Genomic DNA, 18,266 nt, shown 5'->3' on the forward strand with positions numbered 1-18,266 from the left:
CCGCCCCCCTTCCCCGGATACCCCGACGACTAGGAGTCATCGTGATCACGTTCGCCCCCACCTGGATCCAGCTGCTCAGCCTGCTGGTGTCCGTCATCCTGCCCCTCTTCGTCGGCCTCGTCACCACCCGCGCCACCTCGGCCGCGGTCAAGGCGGTCCTCCTCGCCGCGCTCGCGTTCGCGTCAGGCCTCGGCGGGGAGCTCCTCGCGGCGCTGAACGCCGGCGTCAGCTACGACCTCGCCGCCGGCGTCTTCTCGGGCCTCGCGACCTTCCTGATCGCAGTGGGTCTGCACTACGGGCTCTGGAAGCCGACCGGCGCCACCTCCGCGGTGCAGGCCGTCGGCCGCCACCGCGCCTAGCTCTCGCGCACCCTCCCGACCCCCGCCCATCTGGCGGGGGTCTTCGCGTTCCCCCTCGACCCCTCTAGGAGCACTCCGTGGCAACCATCACCCGCTCGCTCGGCAACCTTCGCGGCCCCGCCGGCCCCGGCGTCCCCAAGGGCGGATCCGCCGGCCAGATCCTGACCAAGACGTCCGGCACGGACTATCAGACCGCGTGGAAGGACCCCGCCGCCGGCGGGACGCCCGGGGGAGAGGTGGCGCTCGCCGACCTCAGCCAGTCCGGCGCCGAGGTCGGGCAGGTCCTCAAGTGGGGCGGCGCGGGATGGGTGCCCGGCCCGGACCTGCAGTCGGCCGCCGGCCAGCCCGCCGACGTCCGCGTCATCGACCCGCGCACGTTCCTCGCCGCCGGCCAGACGTGGACCGGCGTGACGAGCAACCGCGCCGCCTTCCAGAGCGCCCTCGACGCCGCGCACCAGCTGACGATGGACAACGCCGCCATGCACGTCGTCATCATCGTCCCGCCCGGCGTCGCGACGCTCCCCGACGTCGCGCCGTCGACCCGCCTGCCCGTGAACCGGCGCTCCTCCGCGTCCCCGCAGTCGAAGATCACCTCCAAGAACGGGTTCGGCCTCCGCGTCAACATGGCCGGCCGCATCACCTTCCAGGGCGAGGGCGCGACGTCGATCTTCCGCCTCTCCGACGCCGGCGCTCGCAGCCTCTTCTACATCGACACCGACACCGGCGTCTCCTGGACCTCGACGGGGAAGTACTTCTACCTCACCGAGACGACCCGGTACCTCGCGCAGCGCCCGATCGAGCCCATGGTCTTCCAGAACTACGCCTTCCGCGACTTCGCCATCGACAACAACCTCGCGAAGGGCGTGACCGGTGTCCTCATCGGCAACCGCCACGGCAAGGGCGTCGAGCAGCCTTACATCAGCATCGACGAGCTCGACGTGCAGAACGTCACCACCTACGGCTACGTCGTCCCCGCAGGGCTCGACGACCTCGACGACAACAACAAGGCCTTCATCAACTTCCTCTTCCGCCAGACGACGCTGCACGAGGCGAAGGCAGGCATCGTCGGCGGCTACTCCGACCGCACCACCGTCGTCCCCGTCTCGGCCTCCAACACCCTCGCGGACAACTCGGCCGACTACTGGAAGGGCTGGGACCTGTCCACCGAGGCCGGCCGACTCGCCGCCTACACCTGCGGCGGCAGCGGCGACACGGCCGGCGGGTTCAACTTCGTCCGCAACGTGCGCGTGAAGAACTGCGACGTGCCCGGACCGACTCGCGGCGTCCTGCTCGTCGTCAACCGCCGATCCGCCTTCTCCTACTACATGGACGCCGTCGAGCTCGACGAGCTCCGCTGCGACACGCTCGCCGGCCACCGCACGAACACCCCCTACTTCACCCAGACGCACCTCTACCCGGGGGGCGACTGCATCGGCGGGACCGTCCGCATCACCCGCTCGAAGTCGATCGCCATCGGCGACGACTCCTACGAGATCGGCGGCTTCACTCACACCTACCTCGACGACATCTACTCCGAGAACCCGGTCCTCGACTCCGTCCTGCAGGTCTTCTCCCAGAAGCCACTGAACCCCTACGGGACGACCCTCACCGTCAACCGCCTCCACCAGAAGGTCACCGGCGACGCGCTCGTCGGCAGCCTCTCGAACCGCGAGTACATCCGCGCCGTGCCCGTCGAGACGATCCTCGAGAACGAGAACGACACCGGGACCGGCGCCGACCAGGAGACCTCGGCGGTCCCGTACCCGCTCGCCGTGCTCAACGTCGACGACGCGCTCATCGAGGTCGACGGCGCCTTCTGGGACGCGAACGGCGCCAAGAAGCGCGGTAACCTGCCGATCTTCAACCGCCTCGGCCGGATCGGCTTCGTCTTCTCCTACCCGGCCCGGAAGGTGAACATCCGCCGGATGCGCGTCGTCTTCCGCGGGATGAACATCTACAACTCGAACGGATCGAACGACCCGCTGACCCTCGTGATGGCGCAGCTCGCGCCGCGCCTGTCGCACCTGACCTCCGGCACCACGCAGCTTCACATCGACGACCTGCAGCTCGTCTTCGAGGACTGCGTCGCGACCGTCCCGCTCACCCTCGTCGGCGTGATGGCCGCCGCATCCGGGTCCGCGGTGGTCGAGAACGTCGACCTGCAGATCGTCAACAGCTCCGGCGTCGACAACTTCTCGGTCGTCGCGATCGGGAAGTACCTCTCGGCCGCCTCGAACGCGGAGCCCGACGGCGTCTACGACGTCAGCGGCGTCACGGCCAGCGTCATCGGCTCGGCCATCTCGGGCGAAAAGGTCGGCGTCGAGGTGGCGAACGACATCCCCATCAGCGCGGGCGTCATTTCGAACGTCCGGATGGGCCACATCAGCGGCTCGACGTCGGTCCTCAAGCGGTCCGGCGCCAACGGCCCGCTCGTCACCACCGCCCGCACTCTCTGAGACGAAGGGGCCCCCAGTGTCCGAACCCACCGTGATCAGCGGGCCCGCCGGGGAGCTCCCGGCGGGCCCGCCCGGCCAGCTGCTGATGGACGAGGAGACGGGCGACTTCTTCTACCGCGACGACGACACCTCGCCCGTCACCCCGCCGCTGCGCCTCGCGTCGAGCGTCTCCCAGAGCAGCGCGCCCGGCTACTACCTGGTCGGCACCGAGGCATACAGTGTCGAGGCCACCGGCGCTGCACCGATCTCGAACCTCGACAAGTGGCGCAAGGTGAAGCCGGTCATCTGGGCCGACGGCTCGTCTGAGCTCATCGTCGTCGCGGACGACGCGATCAACACCCCGGACTACACCGTGGGGCAGCTGTGGATTCGCCAGGTCGCGACGGCGCTCGGCTGCACGGTGAACAACCAGGGCAACGGCGGCCGCATCCGCCTTGACGTCGTGCTCGACAACCTCACGCCGGGCGCTGGTGCATTCCAGCCGGGCTCGACGTCGCTCGTGACGCAGAGCGCCGGCGGGAACGACTTCCCTCGAGCGTGGGCGACGGAGGTCGGCCGGCGCGGATTCAAGAACCAGACGTCCGCGCTGCTCGGCATCTACCGGCACAAGTCGCGGGTGATGCCGGGGCTCAACGAGACCGGCACCTGGGGCCAGAGCGAGAACCAGTACTCCGGCAAGACGCGGAAGTCGACCGTGCGCGGGTCGACGCAGACGATCCGCTTCACGGGCACGGGCGCGACGCTGTTCATGCTCGGCTACACCAACCTCGTCGCGGCGACCGCGTTCGCGGGCTCCGAGTTCACGTGGTCGCTCGACGGGAGCGCGCCGGTCTCGCGGAGCACGAAGCGCCAGGGGATCACGGGCACGGACAAGGCGAAGAACAGCGTCCTCCCGATCCACTTCCGCGACCTCGAGGACACCGAGCACACGGTCGTCATCACGCACACCGGCTCCGCCGGGGACCCGCTGATCGTCGACCAGCTGATGGTGTGGCAGAAGCGCGTGCAGGACATGCCGTTCGTGCTGATGCTCCCGCCGGCGAAGACCACCGCCCGCGGCCTGCTGCTCTACCCGTCGCCGCGGCCGCCGGCTGGTGCGACCGAGGCGTTCCGCCAGCTGCAGGAAGACGCGTTCGACGAGTTCGGTCGAGACGGCACCTTCGGCGGCATCCCCGGCGACGTCCTCGATCGCTGGTACCCGCCGCGCGAGGACCAGGTGCTCGGCGACGGGCTGCACCCGGACCTCTCCGGGCACACCGCGATCAAGGAGGCTGCGCTCGAGGGCCTCGCCCTCTACCAGCCGACCTCCTACCTCGCGGACCCGACCACGCCTCCGCCCGACCCGACGCCGGATCCCGGCACGGACCCGGACCCAAGCACCGACCCGGACCCGGACCCCGGCACGGACCCCGAGCCGGGCACCGACCCGACCCCGGACCCGGGGACGCCCACCCCCCACCCCGTCTACTCGAAGGAGCTCGCGATGGCCACCGTCTACGGGACACTCACCGACCTCGCACGCGAGCCCCTGAACGATCGCGCCATACGGCTGCGCTTCGTCCCCTCCGGCCCCGGCGTCGCCGGCGGCCGCCTGCTCTCCCAGGCGCCGATCGAGGTCGAGGTCCAGCCCGGCGGAGTGTTCTCCGCCGACATCTTCACGACCACGACCATCAGCCCGGAGACCTGGTTCACGATCGAGCTCGGCTACCTCGTCGCGGGCCAGGCCGCCGCCTACGAGCTCATCCCCGGCAAGCTCCGCGTCCCCGAGGGCGGCGGAGCGGTCGGCGACCTCCTCGACACCGAGCCACCGCCCGGGGTGATCGCGGTCGGCCTCGGCCTGCCAGACAAGAACTACGCCGGCTACATCGACCTCCGATCCGGGATCTACTACACGAAGGGAGCGGCCCAGTGACTGGTTACATGGTGCCCGTCGGCAAGATCAGCGTGATGACGGACCTTTCCGCGCGCCTGCTCATCGAAGACGACACGACCGAGACCGCGAAGGCGCTCGAGCGGCGCATCGCTGCAGCCAGCGCCAGCGGAATCCCGCCGGAGATGATCGGAGAGCCAAACGGCGTCGCCGGCCTCGACGGCGCGGGGCAGCTGCTCCTCGGGGATGTGCCGGACGACTTGAAGTCGCGCACGGCCGCTCGTCCCGTCGGCGCCGGCGAGCAGGTGTTCGACGTCTACTCGTTCGGCGCGGTCGGCGACGGCATCGCCGACGACCGGCCGGCGTGGGACAGGGCGTGCGCTGCTGCTGCGTCGTACTTCAACCTCACCGGGCGCCGCGCCTACCTGTACGCGCAGGGCGGCCGGTTCCGCGGCACGGTTGCTGCTGGCCAGATCGCGGCGTTCAATCTCGACATCCACAAGATGGGGCTCCGAGGAATCTGGGAGCTCGCCGCCTCCACGCGCACCGGTGCCGTCGGCGCGACGATCACGAACGCGATCAACGACCCGACGAAGTATGTGTTCGCCGTGAACTCCTCGGAGCCCGCGGAGACCACCGGCTCCCCGGTGCGGCAGAGCGCGCTCGAGATTTCGGGGCTGATCGTCGACAGCGACGGCGTGACGAAGGGGATGTTCATCGGCCGGCCGCCGGCTGCAACGGGCCGCGGTCAGGGGAAGCCGGCGCGCATCGTCCTCGATCATCCGGTGGTCATGCGTGCGTCGGTCGGCATCGAGTACGGCCCCTACTCGTACATGATTGACCACATCGCTGCGACGGTCGGGCTGTGCACCGTGGGGCTGCTCCACAACAACATTGACCAGGCCAACCCCGACTCCGGCGAAAGGTACGCGTACCTCGGCGGGAACATCCACGGGAACGGGCTCGGCTACGACCTGCGCTCCGACCAGGCGCTGCACTTCCACGCGGTTTCGTTCTCGTTCAACGAGCGCATCGGCCGCATCGCGACGGGGCATGTGGACGAGTCCTCCTGCCACTACGAGCACAACGCGGCTCGCTTCCCCGGGGCGTGGGAGGTCACCGGCGGCGGCTCCCTGCACCGCTACGGCGGCCGTCAGCTCATCCGCGACGGGAATGCCACCGATACGACTGCGGTGTTCCCGGCGGGCAGCACCACGGCCACGTGGGCCGGGAACAGCCTCGAGCGGTGGCGCGTCGGGGACTCGTTCAAGTTCACCGGACTCACCGGTGCCCTCGGCGGCGTCGACACGGCCACCGTTTACTACATGGTCGCCGTGAGCGCGGCCGGGTTCTCGTTCGCGACCACCCGGGGCGGGACCGCGGTCGCGTGGACCGGCTCGGGCATCGCGACGGGATTCGACCTGGTCGGCACCCCGAATCTGTACTGGCTCGCCGCGAAGGCGCAGGTCACCGTCCACGGGGGGAAGATCACCGGCTCCTCGACGGAGCAGAAGCTGTGGGCCGACGGTCCCGGTCGCTTCAACTTCCTCGCCGAGCGCACCGACTCCTACGACGCCGACAAGCTCCGCCTGCACAACCGGCCCGAGGGGGACCTGCGCGATCCGTTCTTCCTGCTCACCGCTACGCAGGCCACGGCGACGTCCGCGGCGCTCAACGCGGGCACCTCCTACCCGCTGGACGAGTGGCTGTACGACGCGACCGTGTCGTTTGCGATGGACCGCGCGAACTCGGAGCAGGTCGGCGCATCCCGGTCGGTCACGCTCACCAGCAACAACGCAGCAGGGACCACCGCCTACCAGCATCTGCGGATTCCTCTGACCCGCGGGAACCGGCTCCTGCTGGACTTCGACTACCTCACCGCGACGACAGGGCTGCTCTCCGCGTACTACTCCGCATACCCGCACCCCGGTAACGGAAGCCTCGTCGGCACCCAGCTGTGGGACTCGCCTCTCACCGCGCCGGCCGTCGCCGGCTGGTCCCACAAGACCATCCCTACGGCGATGTTCAACCGGCCGCCCGGCTGGGCTCGGTTCCTGACGCTGCGGTTCAACCTGACGGCGCTCGCGCAGGGCGGGACCGTGAAGATCGCGAACCTGCAGTTCTCGCAGTACTGACCCGCGCACGACGAAGCGCCCTCCACTCGACGGAGTAGGGCGCGCTTCGTATAGAGATGCCCCCACCCTTCGCCTCGGCGGCAGGGTGGGGGCGTTTCGTCGTGCCCGCCGTCCGACCGGGGTCCCACGAGGGCGACCGCCGCTAGGATCGCGGCACACCGACCGACACAGGGGGACCACATGGCAGACATCAGCTTCAAGGGCAGCAACGGCGCGATGTCGTTCGACGGCCGCAGCATCAGCATCACGCGGAAGGGCCTCGGCGCGGCCGTCTTCTCCGGCGCCCGCGGCACCGAGAAGCAGCTGCCGATCGCCGTCGTCTCCTCGATCCAGTACAAGAAGAGCGGACTCACCGTCGGCTACATCCAGCTCACGGTGCCGGGCGACGCGCAGAAGAAGTTCGCCGGGAAGACGCAGACCATCCAGCAGGACGAGAACGCGGTGACCTTCTACGCGAAGCAGAACGACGAGGCGAAGCAGTTCGCCGAGGCCGTCAACGAGGCCATCCACGCCGCCCACCAAGGGACCGCGGCGCCCGCTGCTCCGGACCTCGCCGATCAGCTGCAGAAGCTCGCGGGCCTGCGCGACGCCGGCGTGCTCACCGAGGACGAGTTCGCGGCGAAGAAGGCCGAGCTGCTCGCGCGCATGTAGCAGCGTCGGCAGTCGCTCGCGCCGTCTGAGCTGCGTGCCACCCCGACCGCGGATCGCGCCTCGTCCTCCGACAGCCATGACCGGGGGGCCATCCTCGAGGGATGAGCGAAGCAGAGCACCATCTCGTCCTGGTCACTCGACTGTGGGCCGAGGGCCCTTCCGTGGTCGGGATCTACAGCACACGCGAGGACGCGGAGTCGTCGGTCACGGAGGCAGCCTCGGAAGGAGCCTCCCCCGATCGATACCACTGCGAGACGTGGCGAGGCGGGCGACGGATCACCTGACGGTGCCGCGCAGAGTGTCGGTGGTCGACCGCAGGCTAGATCGGTGACCCGCTACGACCCGAACCACCCCGCCAGACCTGATGAAGACGGCGACCCGTTCGTCCGCGCCTGGCGAAACGCGGGCGAGGAGGCGCCGTGGCTGCTCGCCTGGCGCGACGGCCAGGTCATGGTGAACCCGGACACGGGTCGCTACCTCTACAGCCACGAGGTGCCCGGCCAGCACGGCGATCTGAAGCGCGGCCGCGGCGGACGTCGCGCGTGACTGACGCCGAGCTCCTCGACTTCGTCCGCGCCCAGCCCGGCGGCGCCGCCAGCGACGTCGCGATCCGCTCCCGCTTCGGCAGCCCCGCGCGCTTCTACCAGCGCCTCAGTCGGCTACTCGAAGACGAGGCTGCGCTGCGCCACGATCCCGAACTCGTCTACCGCCTGCGCCGGAACCGCGACGAGCGGGCTCGCGCCCGGGTGCGGAGGCGTTTGCGATGAGTAAACGATGGCTGGTCGCCCTCGACCTCTTCTGATGGCCGCCCGATCCCCGGTAGGAGTGCCCCCGGCAGGAATCGAACCTGCGACCAAGAGATTAGAAGGCTCCTGCTCTATCCGCTGAGCTACGGGGGCGGACTCCGACCACGATACCGAAGCGCAGAGGCCGCGCCCGCCGGGGCCTAGGCGCCCCGGACGAGTCCCAGCACTCCCACGACCAGGGAGACCACGGCGAGGGCGAGCGACACGCCGATGAGCACCGTGTGCACGCGGAGGAAGGTCGTCGCGCGGCCGTCCGCGTCGCGCGCCCGCGGGTCCTTGCGGACGCGGCGGAGGAAGGGCGGCCAGACGATCGCGTTCCACACGGCGTTGACGATCAGGAGGCAGCAGGCGAGCGTGATCACGAGGGTCCAGTGTAGGAGGAGCGGGACGGCCGGACCGGGTGTCGGCGGCCGCCGATAGACTGCCCCGCATGAGTAGCGCCCCCGACCGTCTTGTCTGGATCGACTGCGAGATGACGGGGCTCGACCTCTCCGTCGACGAGCTCGTCGAGATCGCCGTCGTCGTCACCGACTTCGAGCTGAACCCGCTCGACGAGGGGCTCTCCCTCGTCATCCGGCCCGATGCGACCGCGCTCGAGAACATGGGCGACTTCGTCCGGTCGATGCACGAGACCTCCGGCCTGCTGGTCGAGATCCCCTCCGGCGTCAGCGTCGCGGAGGCCGAGTACGAGGTGCTGGAGTACGTGCTGAAGCACGTCCCGGCCGAGCAGCAGGCCCCCCTCGCCGGCAACTCGATCGGCACCGACCGCGCCTTCCTCGCGAAGTTCATGCCGCGCCTCGACGGCCACCTGCACTACCGCAACGTCGATGTCAGCACGATCAAGGAGCTGGCACGGCGCTGGTTCCCGCGCATCTACTTCAACGCGCCCAAGAAGCACGGCGGACACCGCGCCCTCGCCGACATCCTCGAGAGCATCCGCGAGCTGCAGTACTACCGCCGTGCCGTGTTCGTGGAGCAGCCGGGGCCGAGCACCGCCGAGGTGCAGGCCGTGTCGGCCGCCGTCGTGGACGAGTTCGCCTCGCGGATGTAGTACTCTCGTACAGTTGCTTCGGCGGGTCACCCCGCCGGAACACGCTCCTGGTGGGTATAGCTCAGTTGGCAGAGCGCCTGGTTGTGGTCTAGGAGGTCGCGGGTTCGAGCCCCGTTACTCACCCCAGTGGCTGTGCATGCAGCGGAAGAGGCCCGGAGTTCCGACTCCGGGCCTCTTCGCACATCCGGCGACCGGCAGCGATCGCCGACGCAGAGAGGTCCCGGATGCTCGAGCTGGACGAGGACGCCTTCGAAGCCCTGGTGATCTCCGAGCTCGACGCGCTCCCGGACGATATGGTCGACGGGCTCGACAACGTCGTGTTCGTCGTGGAGGACCGGCCCGAGGACGGGACCCTGGATCTGCTCGGCTACTACGACGGCGTCGCCCTCACCGAGCGCGAGCGCTACGGCTTCGGCGAGATGCCCGACCGCATCGTGCTGTTCCGCGAGCCGCACCTCGCCGCGTGCGACGATCTGGACGCGCTGCGCGACGAGATCCACGTCACCCTCGTCCACGAGATCGCGCACTTCTACGGCATCGACGACGACCGGCTGCACGAGCTCGGCTGGGCCTGATCGCCGCCGAGGGAGAGCCCCCCACCGGCATCCGCGCGTCGCCCCGCTCGGAGGGGACCCCTCAGCCGCGCACCGCTCCCCCGCCGCCCGTGTCCAGCACGAGGTCGGCGTTCTCCCGGGGCCGCTCCCGAGCGCAGTAGGAGCGGAAGTCGCGGTCCCAGGCGTCCCAGTGCGGAGCGAAGAGCTCGCCGTCGCGCTCGAGCGCGCGCACGCGCCGCACCTCATCGTCGGCCTCGAGCCAGACCACCAGATCGGCGTGGCGGCGCGCGGCGGCGCCGGCCGATCCGCAGCCCTCGAGCACGAGAAGCGGCTCGCGGACGACGCGGCGCCCGGCCGTCGTCCCCGCGGCCCAGTTCCAGGGCCGCCAGTGCGCCGCGAGGCCGAGGCCGTGGGGGCGGACGAGCGTCCCGGCCGTCTCCCGCGACGCCCGGTCCAGGCCCGTCCAGCCGGGGTAGAGGTCGTCCATCCGCACGAGCGCGACCGACGGTGCCGCCGGCGCGAGACGGAGCTGCTCGACCAGCGCGCGCGCGAACGTCGACTTGCCGGAGCCGCTCGGTCCGTCCAGCAGCACCGTCCGACGGCGACGCGCGATCAGCGAGCGGGCGAGGTCGCCCGCCGTCCGATCCGTCAGCGGCAGGATCCGCTCAGCCATGCAGGACGAAGCTCCAGGAGCCGGTGACGACGGCGGCGGTCACGGCGACGGCAGCGATCAGCACTCCGCCCGCGAGCAGCAGGAGGTCGCCGGCTCCGAGGCGCGACTGCCGCGCCCAGGTGCGCGGGACGCCGGAGCCGAAGCCCTTCGCCTCCATCGCCGTCGCGAGCCTGCTCCCCCGCCGGATGGCCAGCACGAGCAGCGAGAACGTGCGGGCCGCGAGGCTGCGGAGCGCCTCGACGGGCCCGCGGCCGTCGGCGACCCCGCGGGCCCGGCGGGCCATCGACAGGGTGCGCCAGTCGTCGACGAGCAGACCGACGAGCCGCATGCCGGCGAGAGCGCCGAGCACGAAGCGCGAGGGCAGTCGCAGGATCTGCGCGAGGCCGTCCGCCAGGTCCGTCGGGTCGGTGGTGGCGATGAGGACCACGCTCGGCAGTCCGATCGCCAGGACGCGCAGCGCGATGGCCAGCCCGAGGGCGACGGATCCCTCTGTGACCGAGACGATGAGGAACTCCGCGTAGACGGCGCCGCTGTCACGCCCGTAGAGGACTGTCGAGAGGCCGGCGAGCGGAGCCGCGATCCAGACGGGAGCCGTCCGCCGCACGAGCTCACCCGCCCGGAGCCCCGCGAAGGGCAGAACCAGCAGCTCGAGCGCCAGCGCCGTCGCCGCGGAGACCGCATCGACCGTGAGGAGGAGCGCGAACGCGATGACCAGGCTGGCGAGGAGCTTGGCGACCGGGTTGGCCCGGGCGATCCGGCTGCGCGCGGGAACGGAGTCGAGGAGCGTCATCCCGACACCGCCTCGCGGGCGCCGAGGGTGACGACCGAGTCGGCGAGGGCGGCGACCAGCGCCTCGTCGTGGGTGACGGCGAGCACCGCCGTGCCCGCGTCGCGCTGCTCGGCGAGGAGGTCGACGAGCACCTCCCAGGTCAGGCGGTCCTGCCCGAACGTCGGCTCGTCGAGGACGAGCACGGACGGCGACCGGGTGAGGGCGGACGCGACGGCCAGGCGCCGCTTCTCGCCTCCGGAGAGGGTGAACGGATTGGCGTCGGCGAGGTGCGCGAGGCCGAGGCGCTCCAGGAGCTCCTCCGCCCGATGCCGCTCCGTCTCGTCGCGGGCGCCCAGCGCGAGCTCGGCGCGCACGCGAGCGGTGAGGAACTGGTGCTCCGGCTCCTGGAACACCATCGCGATCCGTCCGGCGAGCTGAGCCGAGGTCCAGCGGATCGGCTCCGGGCCCGCACCGGCGCGGAGCGACTCGGAGGCGGTCACCCGCCCCGCGACCGGCGGCAGGAGACCGGCCAGCGTGAGCGCGAGGGTCGACTTCCCCGCGCCGTTGGGTCCCAGCACGGCCGTGGCCCGCGCGGAGTCGACGGCGAGCTCGAGCCCCGAGGCCACGATGGTCGAGCGGCGGCGCCCGAGGACGGGCCGGCCGATGGCGAGGTCGTGCGCGCTCAGGGCGGCGGGCGAGGGCAGCACGCTCGCCCCGCGCCGGGCGGGGGTGTCACCGGGCAGCCAGACGCCGGAGGCGCGGAGCACGTCGTGCGTTCGATCGAGGATCTCGACTGGAGCGCCGTCGGCGACGACCGCGCCGTCCCGCCCGAGCACCACGACCCGGTCGACGAGGCCGACCCACACGTCGACCCGGTGCTCGACGACGATCAGCGTCGCCCCCGTGCGGGCGGCCGTGCGCTCCACCGCCGCCCGCACCTCGCGTACACCGTCCGGATCGAGGTTGGCGGTGGGCTCGTCGAGGAGCAGGAGCCGCGGACGCATGGCGAGCACACCCGCCAGGGCGAGCCTCTGCTTCTGCCCGCCCGAGAGCGCCGAGGTGGAGTGGTCCAACGGCACGTCGAGCCCGACGTCGCCGAGTGCCTCCCGCACCCGCGCGGGGATCTCCTCGCGCGGCACGCCGAGGTTCTCGCAGGCGAACGCGACGTCGTCGCCGACCCGCGCCAGGACCGCCTGAGTGTCCGGATCCTGCAGCACGAGCCCAGCGACACCGCGCCGGGTGAGCGGCGCCGCTCCGTCGATCTCGAGCTCGCCGGCCGCGGAGCCGTCCTCCTCCCCGCCGAGGACGCCGGCCAGGGCGTGCAGCAGCGTGCTCTTTCCCGCGCCGGAGGGGCCGAGGAGCAGCACGCGCTCCCCCGGCTCCAGCGCGAGATCGAGGCCGGAGAGGGCGTCGCGGGAGCGTCCCGCGTGCCGCCAGCTCCAGCCCCGCGCCCGGACGGAGGCGCCGCTCATCGAGCGCCCGCGCCGGCTCCCTCGACCGTCCGGCCCTCGCGCCCGGAGGCGAAGCGGTCCAGCGCTCCCGAGGCCGCGAGCCCCCGCACCGCGAACCAGGACAGCAGCCCGGCCAGGAGCGCGCCCGAGACGATCGAGGAGGCGACGTAGACGGTCTTGAAGAGCGCGTCGTTGACGGCGTAGTACGACAGCAGGTCGTTGATCGCGAGGGCGAGCCCCGCACCGGCACCGGCCAGCATCGCGACGAGCGGACGGCCGCTGCGGTAGAGGAAGAGCGCCAGGACGATCTCCGCGCCGAGTCCCTGCACGAGTCCGGAGATCAGCACGGTGAAGCCCCACTGGGTGCCGATCAGAGCCGACACGGCCGCGGCGACCAGCTCGGTGTAGAGCGCGGCTCCGGGCTTGCGGATGATCAGGCCGCCGAGGACGCCGGCGAAGAGCCAGCCGCCGCCGAGGAGCCCGCCGAGCCCGGGCAGGAACTCGAAGGCGAGGCCGAGGACGTTCGTCGCCAGGCCCCAGGCCCAGAAGACGATCCCGCTCGCGACGGCGACGACGCTCGCCACCACGATGTCGACGACCCGCCAGCGCAGATCGCGCCGGGCCGGGGCGGAGGAGGTGAGGTTCTGCGCGTTCGTGTTCTGCGCGTTCGTGTTCTGCGCGTTCGTGTTCTGCGCGTTCGTGTTCTGCGCGTTCGTGTTCTGCACTGACGTGCCCTTTCGTGGAAGCGAATGGAGGGCACGGGTTGGTAAGAGGAGATCGAAACGTTCCTTCGCTGGCATGACCCAGATCAGGTTCGACGGTCGAAGGCTGCTGCCTTCCTCTCAGCCCGGTGCACCGGACTCCCGTGTTCATCGGCAATCATAGACGTCATGTCGTGGTCGGTGGTCGTCGTCCTGGCCGTGCTGCTGATCGTCCTGCTGCAGGCCCTGCTCTGGCAGCGCCGTGCGCGGATCCGCCGCGAGCTGCTCAGCTACGGCACGCGGGTGCCGGCGCGCGTCGTCGGGCCGGATCCGGCACGCGGCGATCGCGATTCGGCACGGGATCTGGGCAGGCTCCTGGTCGTCTACCGGACCGCCGAGGGTGTGGAGAAGCGCGCGCAGAAGTACCCGCTGAAGCGGGGGGACGCGTGGATGGCCGGCGAGCCCGCCGCGGTGATCTACGACCCCCGCCGGCCGGACGACGCCGAGCGGCTGATCGTCGGCTTCGGCCGGACGAAGAAGAAGTGGTACCCCGCGCGCCAGCAGCGCGCCAGCTGACGCGGGGCCGCTCCGGCTACTTCTTGAGGGCGCGGATGATGCGCGCGAGGGCCTTGCCGGTCACCCACACGAAGGGGATGCCGACGGCGAGGACCGAGATCACGTTCGGCTGGAACCGCAGGCCGAGGTCGTCCTTGATGTAGGCGCCGATCGGGATGACCGTGGCGCCGCCGCCTCCGCCGCCGCCCTCCTGGCCGTCCTCGGAGCCGCTGCCTCCGCCGAAACCGAACCAGCGGAGGGCGACGGGGACGAGCGAGACGCCGTCGACGGTGACGGGCTCGCCGTAGATCGTCGCGGTACCCGCGGTGGTGACGGTGTCGGCCAGGGAGACTGCGATGTTGGGCATGGTGCGACGGTACTCCGCGGCTCTCCGCGGCGACAAGCGGCCCGCCGGGGCGCACAGGACTCGTCCATGGACCTCCGGGGACCTGCTGCCATGATCGACGGATGTCCGCCCGCACCCGCCGCCGCCGCCCCGTGCGCTCGGCCGCGGTGGCGGTCGCGAGCCTCGTGCTCGCCGCCTTCCTCGCCTTCCACCGCGCGCTGCCCGATCCGATCGGCTGGCTGTCGGTCCTCGAGGTCGGGATCCCCTGGACGGGGCTGCTCGTGCTGCTCCTCATCGCGGCCGCGGCGGCCCTCCGGTCGCGCCGGACGGCGGCCGCGGTCACCGTGCTGGCGATGGTCTACGGCGTGCTGGTGCTGCCGGTCGCGCTTCCGGCGCCGGCCGTGCGCTCCGGCTCGTTCACCGTCGTCAGCCAGAACATCGAGACGAGCAGCGACGCCGGTGAGCTCGCCGCCTCGCTCGCCGCCCGCGGCCCCGACGTGATCGCGCTGCAGGAGCTCGACGGAGACGCCGTGGACGCGGTCGACGCCGAGCTGGCCGACGAGTACCCGTACTCGTCCGTCTCGAGCACCGTCGGCGTCTGGAGCCGGACCGAGCTGACCGACGAGGAGCCGCTCGACCTCGGTCTCGGCTGGGAGCGCGCGCTCGCCGTCGACGTCGACACACCGGTCGGCAGCGCTCGCCTGTTCGTGGTGCACCTGGCCTCGTTCCGGCCGGGCGACCACGAGGAGCGGGACACCATGCTCTCGAACCTCGCCACCGCTCTCCGAGACGACGAGTCGGAGCGGACGCTGGTCATCGGCGATTTCAACACGCCGACGGACGACCACCTGTTCGCTCCGGTGCTGGCGGAGGCGGGCCTCGTCCGCACGGGCGGAGTCGGCTTCCCGGCGACCTGGCCGTCCCTGCTGCCGCTCGTCTCGCTCGACCACGCGCTCGCCGACGGCGTCACCGCCGCGACCGTCGCGGTCCTGCCGCCGAACGGCTCCGACCACCGCCCGATCAGTCTGACGATCGGTTCCGCGTAGCGAGCGTGTCGCTGAGGTCGATCCCCTTGGCCGACTCGGGAGCCGACCGGGACAGGAGCGAGGCGGGACGCACGGCCCCGGAGCCGAAGCGGGCGGCCACGCCGTCGACCGCGAGCTCCACGTCGCGCCAGTCGTCGGAGTCGCTCCACAGGGAGAACGCGACGTCGTCGCCCTCGACCAGCTGCTCGCCGCGCACGCCGATCAGCCGCACGGGCCGCCGCATCGGGTTGGCCGCCTCGAGGAGCGCGGAGGAGGCCTCGTAGAGGACCCGGGCCACGTCCGTCGCCTCGACGAGCGTGCGGGAGCGGGTGAGGGTGCTGAAGTCGCCGAAGCGCACCTTCACCGCGACGGTGCGGCAGCGCACTCCCGAGCGGCGCATCCGCACGGCGACCTTGTCGCAGAGCCGCAGCAGCTCACGACGGACGAGCTCGGGGTCGGCCACGTCATCGGCGAACGTGATCTCGTGTCCGGCGCTCTTCTCGATCTGGCGGGTGTCGACCGGCCGCGGATCCACCCCGTTCGCCAGGGCGTGCAGGCGCCTCCCGGTCGCCTCGCCGAGGGCGGACACCAGCGACGGCAGCGGGGTGGTCGCGACGTCGGCGACGGTGCGCAGACCGCGGCGGACGAGCGCCTCCTCCGTGCTCGCGCCGACTCCCCACAGCGCGCTCACGGGCAGCGGATCGAGGAACTCGCGGACGCCGTCGGCGGGGACGACCAGCAGACCGTCGGGCTTGGAGCGGCCGGAGGCGAGCTTGGCGACGAACTTGGTGCTGGCGATCCCGACCGAGCAGGTCAGCCCGAGCTCGGCGTGCACCCGGCGGCGGATCTCGGTGCCGATCGCGAACGGCGAGCCCGAGATGCGGCGGGCACCCGCGACGTCGAGGAACGCCTCGTCGATGCTCAGGCGCTCGACCAGCGGCGTGAAGGAGTCGAAGATCGCCATGACGCGGCGAGAGGCCTCGCGGTAGCGCTCCATGTGCGGCTCGAGGACCACGGCCTGCGGGCAGCGGCGGAGGGCGACCGCCATGGGCATCGCCGAGTTGACGCCGTAGCGGCGCGCCTCGTAGGTCGCCGCTGTGACGACGGAGCGCGCTCCGTGGTGCCCCACGATGACCGGCCTCCCGCGCAGATCCGGCCGGTCGAGCAGCTCGACGGAGGCGAAGAACGCGTCCATGTCGATGTGCATGATGCTCGCGCGCGGGTCGTCGAAGGGCTCGGTCGTGACCTGCCGCCCCGTGCCGTCCTGCTTGCTCACGCGGTGCCGTCCTGCTCGCTCACGCGGTGCCGTCCTGCCTGCTCACGCCGCTCCGTCCTGCTCGACCACACCTCCGGACATGATCGCACCCACCACCGACATCGCCTTCCCGGCCGCTGCGCCTGGGCCGGCCGGGAATGAGCGCCGACCACTCGCGGTTGACCCGAGCACCACGACGCTCCGGAGAGACCATGACGCACGAGCAGCCCGACTCCCCCACCGCCACCGAGACCGGCCCTGGCGCCGAGATGAGCCGCTGGCTCGATCTGCAGGACCGCGCCCACCGCGCCTTCGAGCTCCGGCTGAGCGCCGTCGAGGACTGGTCGGCCCCCACGCCCGACACCGAGTGGGACACGCGCGCGCTCGTGCTGCACGTCGTCCGCGAGCAGCAGCGCGCGCACACGCTCCTCTCGGGCGGCGACGAGTCGGCGCTGCGACTCGAGTCCGTCGCCACCGATCTGAGGAGCGAGTGGCGCCGCGTGACCGACCGCCTGCGCGTCGCTGTCCGCACCGTCGACCCGGCGGCGACCGTGCAGCTGGGGCGCGACACCGTCAGCGCCGTCGAGCTGCTGCAGGAGCAGACGGCCGATGTGACCGTCCACGCCTGGGACCTCGCCCGCGCGACCGGCAGCGACGAGCGGCTGGACGAGGAGCTCGTCGCAGCCGTCTGGGAGCTCTTCGCACCCCAGGAGGAGACCCTGCGCGCGAGCGGCCTCTACGCCGCGCCCGTGCCGGTCGACGACGCCGCCTCCCTCCAGAGCCGCCTGCTCGCCATCACTGGACGCGACGACCGCCTCGCCGCCTGACGGCCCGGCGCCCGGACGCCGTCAAGGCCTGGGGGCGTCCAGGGACGCCGCGGCAGGATGGAGGGGACCACGAACACGGGGCGACCCGCCCCGACGAGGAGAGGAACGTCCATGACACGCATCGCCGTCATCGGAGCCCACGGCAAGGTGGGGCAGCAGATCCTGCACCTGCTCTACGACGCCGGCCACGAGTCGGTCGGAGTGATCCGCAACCCCGATCACGCCGAGGACATCGTCCGGCTGGGCGGCGAGCCGCTCGTGCACGACCTCGAGGACACGACGCCCGAGGCCTTCGCCGAGGCGCTGGGCCACGTCGACGGCATGGTCTTCACCGCCGGAGCCGGACCCGACTCGGGCCCGGAGCGCAAGCGCACCGTCGACCTGGGGGCGTCCGTCCTCAGCCAGAAGGCCGCCGCGATCGTCGGGGTCCAGCACTTCGTGCAGGTCAGCGCGATCGGTGTGGACGAGCCGCTCCCCGAGGACACGGAGGAGGGCTGGAAGGCCTACGTCGAGGCCAAGCGCGACGCCGACGCGGCACTGCGCGACTCCGGCCTCGACTACACGATCCTCCGCCCGGGCGGGCTGACGGACGACGAGGGCACCGGCACGATCACGCTCGGCACCTCCGTCGAGAAGGGGAGCATCCCCCGAGCGGACGTCGCCGCCACGGTGATCGCCGCCCTGGCGCAGCCGACCTCCATCGCGAAGACGTGGGAGATCGTCTCCGGTCCCACCCCGATCGAGGACGCGGTGGCTCAGGGAGCCTGAGCCCCGGCACCTCC

The 18,266-nt window shown here is 71.5% G+C and carries 20 protein-coding genes, 2 tRNA genes and 1 riboswitch; of the genes, 14 read left to right on the forward strand and 8 right to left on the reverse strand.

Features of this window, described 5'->3' with window-relative positions:
- Positions 1 to 41 precede the first annotated feature (41 nt).
- From C5C30_RS09800 to C5C30_RS09830, 7 genes are all read left to right on the forward strand, one after another.
- Positions 42 to 359, forward strand: coding sequence for a hypothetical protein (locus tag C5C30_RS09800; protein WP_104317347.1), 318 nt, complete (start codon positions 42 to 44; stop codon positions 357 to 359).
- A gap of 77 nt (positions 360 to 436) precedes the next feature.
- Positions 437 to 2,815 (forward strand): hypothetical protein, encoded by a 2,379-nt coding sequence (locus tag C5C30_RS09805; RefSeq protein WP_104333634.1) that lies wholly within the window; start codon positions 437 to 439, stop codon positions 2,813 to 2,815.
- Positions 2,816 to 2,831: 16 nt separating this feature from the next.
- Positions 2,832 to 4,727 carry a hypothetical protein gene (locus C5C30_RS17680; RefSeq protein ID WP_181131541.1) on the forward strand — a complete coding sequence of 632 codons (1,896 nt, stop codon included), beginning with the start codon at positions 2,832 to 2,834 and terminating at the stop codon, positions 4,725 to 4,727.
- Positions 4,724 to 6,820 carry a hypothetical protein gene (locus tag C5C30_RS09815; RefSeq protein WP_146081509.1) on the forward strand — a complete coding sequence of 699 codons (2,097 nt, stop codon included), beginning with the start codon at positions 4,724 to 4,726 and terminating at the stop codon, positions 6,818 to 6,820. Before C5C30_RS17680 ends, C5C30_RS09815 begins: the two co-directional genes overlap by 4 nt.
- Positions 6,821 to 7,000: 180 nt before the next feature.
- Positions 7,001 to 7,471 carry a DUF4429 domain-containing protein gene (locus C5C30_RS18040; RefSeq protein WP_104333636.1) on the forward strand — a complete coding sequence of 157 codons (471 nt, stop codon included), beginning with the start codon at positions 7,001 to 7,003 and terminating at the stop codon, positions 7,469 to 7,471.
- Between the two features lie 327 nt (positions 7,472 to 7,798).
- Positions 7,799 to 8,017, forward strand: coding sequence for a hypothetical protein (locus tag C5C30_RS09825; RefSeq protein WP_104333637.1), 219 nt, complete (start codon positions 7,799 to 7,801; stop codon positions 8,015 to 8,017).
- Positions 8,014 to 8,238 (forward strand): DUF3263 domain-containing protein, encoded by a 225-nt coding sequence (locus C5C30_RS09830; protein ID WP_104333638.1) that lies wholly within the window; start codon positions 8,014 to 8,016, stop codon positions 8,236 to 8,238. Before C5C30_RS09825 ends, C5C30_RS09830 begins: the two co-directional genes overlap by 4 nt.
- A gap of 59 nt (positions 8,239 to 8,297) precedes the next feature.
- On the opposite strand, the gene C5C30_RS09835 is transcribed toward C5C30_RS09830, so the two are convergent.
- Both C5C30_RS09835 and C5C30_RS09840 read right to left on the reverse strand, forming a co-directional pair.
- Positions 8,298 to 8,370: transfer RNA gene (locus C5C30_RS09835), tRNA-Arg, on the reverse strand.
- A 47-nt stretch (positions 8,371 to 8,417) separates the two neighbouring features.
- Positions 8,418 to 8,639 carry an SCO4848 family membrane protein gene (locus C5C30_RS09840; RefSeq protein ID WP_104223717.1) on the reverse strand — a complete coding sequence of 74 codons (222 nt, stop codon included), beginning with the start codon at positions 8,637 to 8,639 and terminating at the stop codon, positions 8,418 to 8,420.
- Between the two features lie 68 nt (positions 8,640 to 8,707).
- Here C5C30_RS09840 and orn point away from each other — a divergent pair, with 68 nt between their 5' ends.
- From orn to C5C30_RS09855, 3 genes are all read left to right on the forward strand, one after another.
- Positions 8,708 to 9,328: an oligoribonuclease gene (orn, locus tag C5C30_RS09845; protein ID WP_104223718.1), complete on the forward strand. Its 621-nt coding sequence runs from the start codon at positions 8,708 to 8,710 to the stop codon at positions 9,326 to 9,328.
- A gap of 50 nt (positions 9,329 to 9,378) precedes the next feature.
- Positions 9,379 to 9,454, forward strand: a tRNA-His gene (locus C5C30_RS09850).
- Between the two features lie 98 nt (positions 9,455 to 9,552).
- Positions 9,553 to 9,903, forward strand: coding sequence for a metallopeptidase family protein (locus tag C5C30_RS09855; protein WP_104223719.1), 351 nt, complete (start codon positions 9,553 to 9,555; stop codon positions 9,901 to 9,903).
- A gap of 61 nt (positions 9,904 to 9,964) precedes the next feature.
- On the opposite strand, the gene C5C30_RS09860 is transcribed toward C5C30_RS09855, so the two are convergent.
- From C5C30_RS09860 to C5C30_RS09875, 4 genes are read right to left on the reverse strand one after another with little or no spacing between them, the layout of a single operon-like run.
- The gene (locus C5C30_RS09860; RefSeq protein ID WP_219813876.1) at positions 9,965 to 10,555 is read right to left on the reverse strand and encodes an ATP-binding protein; all 591 of its coding nucleotides are present in this window, start codon (positions 10,553 to 10,555) and stop codon (positions 9,965 to 9,967) included.
- On the reverse strand, positions 10,548 to 11,345 hold the full coding sequence (locus C5C30_RS09865) for an energy-coupling factor transporter transmembrane protein EcfT (protein ID WP_104223720.1): 798 nt from the start codon (positions 11,343 to 11,345) through the stop codon (positions 10,548 to 10,550). Before C5C30_RS09865 ends, C5C30_RS09860 begins: the two co-directional genes overlap by 8 nt.
- A complete protein-coding gene (locus C5C30_RS09870) occupies positions 11,342 to 12,796 on the reverse strand; it encodes an ABC transporter ATP-binding protein (protein WP_104288236.1) in 1,455 nt (484 codons plus the stop codon). The genes C5C30_RS09865 and C5C30_RS09870 overlap by 4 nt, the downstream gene beginning before the upstream one ends.
- Entirely contained in the window at positions 12,793 to 13,500 is a 708-nt protein-coding gene (locus C5C30_RS09875; RefSeq protein WP_374953804.1) for an ECF transporter S component, read from the reverse strand. The genes C5C30_RS09870 and C5C30_RS09875 overlap by 4 nt, the downstream gene beginning before the upstream one ends.
- Positions 13,501 to 13,543: 43 nt before the next feature.
- A riboswitch (TPP riboswitch) is annotated at positions 13,544 to 13,651 on the reverse strand.
- A 14-nt stretch (positions 13,652 to 13,665) separates the two neighbouring features.
- On the opposite strand from C5C30_RS09875, the gene C5C30_RS09880 reads away from it, so the two are divergent.
- Complete coding sequence (locus C5C30_RS09880) at positions 13,666 to 14,052, forward strand: DUF3592 domain-containing protein (protein WP_104223723.1); 387 nt, start codon at positions 13,666 to 13,668, stop codon at positions 14,050 to 14,052.
- A gap of 16 nt (positions 14,053 to 14,068) precedes the next feature.
- On the opposite strand, the gene C5C30_RS09885 is transcribed toward C5C30_RS09880, so the two are convergent.
- Entirely contained in the window at positions 14,069 to 14,398 is a 330-nt protein-coding gene (locus C5C30_RS09885; protein ID WP_104223724.1) for a hypothetical protein, read from the reverse strand.
- Positions 14,399 to 14,499: 101 nt separating this feature from the next.
- On the opposite strand from C5C30_RS09885, the gene C5C30_RS09890 reads away from it, so the two are divergent.
- Positions 14,500 to 15,423: an endonuclease/exonuclease/phosphatase family protein gene (locus C5C30_RS09890; RefSeq protein ID WP_104333639.1), complete on the forward strand. Its 924-nt coding sequence runs from the start codon at positions 14,500 to 14,502 to the stop codon at positions 15,421 to 15,423.
- Here the strand turns inward: C5C30_RS09890 and dinB are convergent.
- On the reverse strand, positions 15,398 to 16,678 hold the full coding sequence (gene dinB, locus C5C30_RS09895) for a DNA polymerase IV (RefSeq protein WP_104333640.1): 1,281 nt from the start codon (positions 16,676 to 16,678) through the stop codon (positions 15,398 to 15,400). The two genes, C5C30_RS09890 and dinB, sit on opposite strands and share 26 nt — an antisense overlap.
- A 191-nt stretch (positions 16,679 to 16,869) precedes the next feature.
- Between dinB and C5C30_RS09900 the strand changes: the two genes are divergently transcribed.
- Together C5C30_RS09900 and C5C30_RS09905 are read left to right on the forward strand one after the other, a co-directional pair.
- Positions 16,870 to 17,484 carry a TIGR03086 family metal-binding protein gene (locus C5C30_RS09900; protein WP_258059445.1) on the forward strand — a complete coding sequence of 205 codons (615 nt, stop codon included), beginning with the start codon at positions 16,870 to 16,872 and terminating at the stop codon, positions 17,482 to 17,484.
- A 111-nt stretch (positions 17,485 to 17,595) separates the two neighbouring features.
- A complete protein-coding gene (locus C5C30_RS09905) occupies positions 17,596 to 18,252 on the forward strand; it encodes an SDR family oxidoreductase (RefSeq protein ID WP_104223727.1) in 657 nt (218 codons plus the stop codon).
- Positions 18,253 to 18,266: the final 14 nt, after the last annotated feature.

The sequence above is a fragment of the Rathayibacter sp. AY2B5 genome (assembly GCF_002931645.1).
Lineage (GTDB): Bacteria > Actinomycetota > Actinomycetes > Actinomycetales > Microbacteriaceae > Rathayibacter.

Excerpts from the sequence above, each read along its gene's own strand:
- C5C30_RS09855 (WP_104223719.1), top strand. The coding sequence starts at position 9,553 with ATGCTCGAGCTGGACGAGGACGCCTTCGAAGCCCTGGTGATCTCCGAG.
- C5C30_RS09865 (WP_104223720.1), bottom strand. The coding sequence starts at position 11,345 with ATGACGCTCCTCGACTCCGTTCCCGCGCGCAGCCGGATCGCCCGGGCC.
- C5C30_RS09900 (WP_258059445.1), top strand. The coding sequence starts at position 16,870 with ATGACGCACGAGCAGCCCGACTCCCCCACCGCCACCGAGACCGGCCCT.
- C5C30_RS18040 (WP_104333636.1), top strand. The coding sequence starts at position 7,001 with ATGGCAGACATCAGCTTCAAGGGCAGCAACGGCGCGATGTCGTTCGAC.
- C5C30_RS09870 (WP_104288236.1), bottom strand. The coding sequence starts at position 12,796 with ATGAGCGGCGCCTCCGTCCGGGCGCGGGGCTGGAGCTGGCGGCACGCG.
- C5C30_RS09860 (WP_219813876.1), bottom strand. The coding sequence starts at position 10,555 with ATGGCTGAGCGGATCCTGCCGCTGACGGATCGGACGGCGGGCGACCTC.
- orn (WP_104223718.1), top strand. The coding sequence starts at position 8,708 with ATGAGTAGCGCCCCCGACCGTCTTGTCTGGATCGACTGCGAGATGACG.
- C5C30_RS09880 (WP_104223723.1), top strand. The coding sequence starts at position 13,666 with ATGTCGTGGTCGGTGGTCGTCGTCCTGGCCGTGCTGCTGATCGTCCTG.
- C5C30_RS09885 (WP_104223724.1), bottom strand. The coding sequence starts at position 14,398 with ATGCCCAACATCGCAGTCTCCCTGGCCGACACCGTCACCACCGCGGGT.
- C5C30_RS09905 (WP_104223727.1), top strand. The coding sequence starts at position 17,596 with ATGACACGCATCGCCGTCATCGGAGCCCACGGCAAGGTGGGGCAGCAG.
- C5C30_RS09890 (WP_104333639.1), top strand. The coding sequence starts at position 14,500 with ATGTCCGCCCGCACCCGCCGCCGCCGCCCCGTGCGCTCGGCCGCGGTG.